This window comes from Acidovorax sp. HMWF018 (assembly GCF_003061035.1).
Taxonomy (GTDB): domain Bacteria; phylum Pseudomonadota; class Gammaproteobacteria; order Burkholderiales; family Burkholderiaceae_C; genus Acidovorax; species Acidovorax delafieldii.
The window spans coordinates 1-2,853 of the sequence record NZ_QAIM01000471.1; the positions used below are offsets into that span (position 1 = coordinate 1).

Sequence of the window (2,853 nt, forward strand, 5' to 3'; positions counted from 1 at the left end):
GAACCACACCGACAGCGGCAGCTTGATCAGCAGTGAGCACACCTGTAGCCAGGTGACCAGACGCGGATGGCCCAGGGCCTGGTTGAGGGTGCTGTAGATCCGGAACAGCAGGGCGGGTGGGAGTGCCAGTGCCAGCACAGCCAGGTAGTTTTCTACCTGCGGGCGAAGCGCAGGGGGGACCTCCGTCCAGCGCAGCAGCGCGCCTGGCGATAGCAGCACCGCCATGCCCACCACTGAAGCAGCAGCGCACAGGTACAAGGCCTGTCGCAGTGATCGGCCTACGGCCTCAGGCTGTTGCGCGCCGCGCTGTTCGGCCCACACGGGGAGGAGTGCCTGCAGCACGCCGATCAGTGCGACGTACACACTGATGAAGATGGCCGACCCCACGGACAGCGCGGCCAGCGACGATTCGCTGTAGCGCCCCGCCACGATGGTGTCCGTCACCCCGAAGGCCATGACCGCCAATTGCCCCGCCAGCACGGTCACGGCGTGCCGGGTGATGGTGGACAGCTCCGACATTAGCGGGCCGGGGCCGCACGGCGGAACAGCAGCAGGTTCTCGTTCTTGTCGGTGGGACGGGGCAGGGTGGCCCGGGCTTCCCACAGCTCAGCGCGGACCATGCGCTCGGACGCGGGCCAGGAGGCGCTGTCCACCAGCAGCCACTGGCATTCATCCTGCAGGCCCGCGCGCTGCAGCGACAGCTGTCCATGGAACTGCAGAGCCGCCACCTGAGCACGGTTCAGCCCCACGGTCTGAATGCACCCGGGCTCCGGCCCCAGGGCTGCCACCACACTGCGCACCTGCGGACCATAGCTGCGTGCGTAGTCCAGCAGGGGCAGCCACAGGGTCATCAGCAAAAGCCAGCCCAGGGCAGCACCACCTGCGGGCAGCACCAGGCTCTTCCAGATGGGGGCCCGGTTGCGGGACGCACGCCACCACGCCAGACCACACCAACCCACAGTGGCCGCCACGGCCACCAGCAAAGCCAGTGCAGAAAACTGCGGCACGAACCCGGGCGCCAGCTTGGCCACGTTGGCGGCAGGTTTGGCAGGCACCCCGGTCTGCATGGCAATCCAGATCACCCAGATCGCGAGGGCCGATGCGGTGAAGAACAGCAGCGTGAACCAGTCGATCAAGGCTCCTACGCTGCGGCGCAGCGTAGGCAGGGCAAAGGCTGCCAGCGCAGCCAGGGCGGGCAGGCCCAGCAGCAATGCCCGGTCGGCCGGCTGGGTGGTGATGGTGGCGCCAATCGACACCAGAGTGAACCACAGGGGCAGCAGCAGGTGCCGTTGGCCAGGGCGGCTGAAGATCTGCTGGCGCCAGCGCCACAAGGTCCACAGTGCCAGTGGCCAGGCCGGCCAGCCAAACCACAGCAGCAGGCGCGCTAGGCTCAGCCAGTCCTTGCCACCACCATCGAACCCCACAACACGCCAGCGCCAAAGGTCCAGACCCTGGGCCAGGGCGGCAGCCGCCAGTGTGGCTGCGGCCAGCACGGCGGCCCAGCGCCAGCGGCGGTCGGTGTTGCCAGCGGGTGCAAACAGCGCCAGCAACGCGCCGCCCATGCCCAATAAGGCCGTAAGGGCGGGGGCTCCGGACAGCGTGAGCCCGGCCATGCCCAGTACCAGGGCCACGGCGGGCGCCACGGTACGGTGGGGCATGGCGGCCACCGCAAAAAACAGCAAAGCGGTGCAGCCAAGCTGAGCCAGATAGCTCGTGACCTCATGCGAGAGCTGCGCCAGACCCAGGCAGGCGATCAGCGCCAGCAAGGCGCCATCGGCAATCGCGCGCGCATAGTCGAGGGGAGAGGCCTCACCCCCAAAGGCAAATGCGACCGGTTGGGCGCCTGGGCTGCGGGCCAGGTAGTACACGCCATACCAAGTGGCCATCAGGGTGATGACCAGGAGCGCGATGAACGGTATGCGGGCCGCCATCTCCGGCGACAGCCAGGCCGGTGCCATCTGCACAGCCCAGGCCCCCAGCCAGTAGGGCAGCAGCCCTTCGGTTTCGGGGGGCATGCCACCGAGCAGCGGACTGAGCCAGGGAGTGCGTCCCTGGGCGAGCTCCAGCATGTAGCCAAAAGCGGTGACGTCTGCGTTCTTCCACGGATCCCGGCCCACAAAGCCGGGCACTACGTAGGCAATGCACAGCAGCAGCAGAGCCCAGCGGGGCAGTGGGCTGACGGCGTTCTGGGTAACGATGGCGGGGGTGGGTGGAGTCACGCGGCAGTGGGTGGCTGGGCAAAGGAGCCACCGAGAATAAAGGCAAAACCCATGAAAAAAGGCAGCCCGGTTGCCCGGGCTGCCTTTTTGGCGGGATCGCAGGGGCGAATTACTTCGCTGCGGTCTTGCCGAAACGGTTGCGGAAGCGCTCCACGCGGCCACCCATGTTGTCCACGGACTTTTGCGTGCCGGTGTAGAAGGGGTGCGACTCAGAAGAGGTATCCAGCTTGAACAGCGGGTATTCCTTGCCTTCGTGGGTTTCAGTTTCCTTGGTGTTCACGCACGAGCGGGTCACGAACTTGAAACCGTTGGACAGGTCCACGAACAGAACTTCGCGGTAGTTGGGGTGAATGCCTTCTTTCATGATCTTCCTTTGAGTCAACTGCGGGAGCCGCACCGGCCAGTCCGATGTACTTTCCGCAAGAAAAAGCCCTCTATTATTGCACAGGCTGAGAATTAGCCCCCGCGACGCATCATGTCGAAGAAGTCCACATTGGTCTTGGTGGCCTTCATGTTCTTGATCATGAGCTCCATGGACTCGATTTCGTCCATGTTGTACATGAACTGGCGAAGGATGCGGGTCTTTTGCAGAATCTCGGGGGCCAGAAGCAGTTCTTCGCGGCGGGTGCCGCTC

Annotated in this window: 3 protein-coding genes and 1 pseudogene; all 4 read right to left on the reverse strand. The window is 65.4% G+C overall.

The window, feature by feature from the left end; all coding sequences use genetic code 11:
• On the reverse strand, positions 1 to 519 hold a 519-nt coding region (locus tag DBR23_RS19785), incomplete at its 3' end, for an MATE family efflux transporter (protein WP_255581792.1).
• Positions 519 to 2,219, reverse strand: a complete 1,701-nt coding sequence (locus tag DBR23_RS19790; RefSeq protein ID WP_099729901.1) for a hypothetical protein — start codon at positions 2,217 to 2,219, stop codon at positions 519 to 521. The genes DBR23_RS19790 and DBR23_RS19785, both read right to left, overlap by 1 nt.
• Positions 2,220 to 2,328: 109 nt before the next feature.
• Positions 2,329 to 2,583, reverse strand: a complete 255-nt coding sequence (locus tag DBR23_RS19795; RefSeq protein ID WP_015013594.1) for a type B 50S ribosomal protein L31 — start codon at positions 2,581 to 2,583, stop codon at positions 2,329 to 2,331.
• 92 nt (positions 2,584 to 2,675) lie between these two features.
• Positions 2,676 to 2,853: pseudogene (rho, locus tag DBR23_RS31215) on the reverse strand (transcription termination factor Rho); the annotation flags it as partial.

Coding starts and splice junctions, on each gene's coding strand:
- DBR23_RS19795 (WP_015013594.1), bottom strand. CDS start 2,583: ATGAAAGAAGGCATTCACCCCAACTACCGCGAAGTTCTGTTCGTGGAC.